At 52.1% G+C, this 290-nt stretch carries 1 protein-coding gene; it reads right to left on the bottom strand.

All coding sequences use genetic code 11. The features are described 5' to 3' along the window. Positions 1 to 2: 2 nt before the first annotated feature. The coding region (locus AC1RP4_RS07955) for a hypothetical protein (RefSeq protein ID WP_481763269.1) at positions 3 to 290 on the bottom strand (288 nt) is incomplete at its 5' end.

The raw sequence follows: 290 nt of genomic DNA, 5'->3' as shown, positions 1-290 counted from the left end.
CATCACTTCTTCTCCTTTTTAGGCTCATCAGCAACTGCCTCGAACTCTTGCTCACCGGCCTCGATTCGAGTAGCCAGCAATTCGAGGTGAGCCGCGAGCTTGCGCAGCGCCTTAGGACTCGACGGCAGGCTAATCCCCTGATATCCGTTCTTCCACACATCAGGTTCCTTAGCCGTCGTGTATTGCTGACGAACGGATACCAGCCTCTGATCCTTGTAATCAATGGCGTTGATGTATATAGCCTTGTTATCTAGGACCTTGAAGCGCTTACCCATCAGTGAACCACCGTG

The sequence above is a fragment of the Dellaglioa sp. CoH-56-MRSF-10 genome (assembly GCF_056782175.1).
The sequence above is the reverse complement of the archived record's forward strand: the minus strand, read 5'-3'. Positions and strand labels throughout refer to the sequence as shown.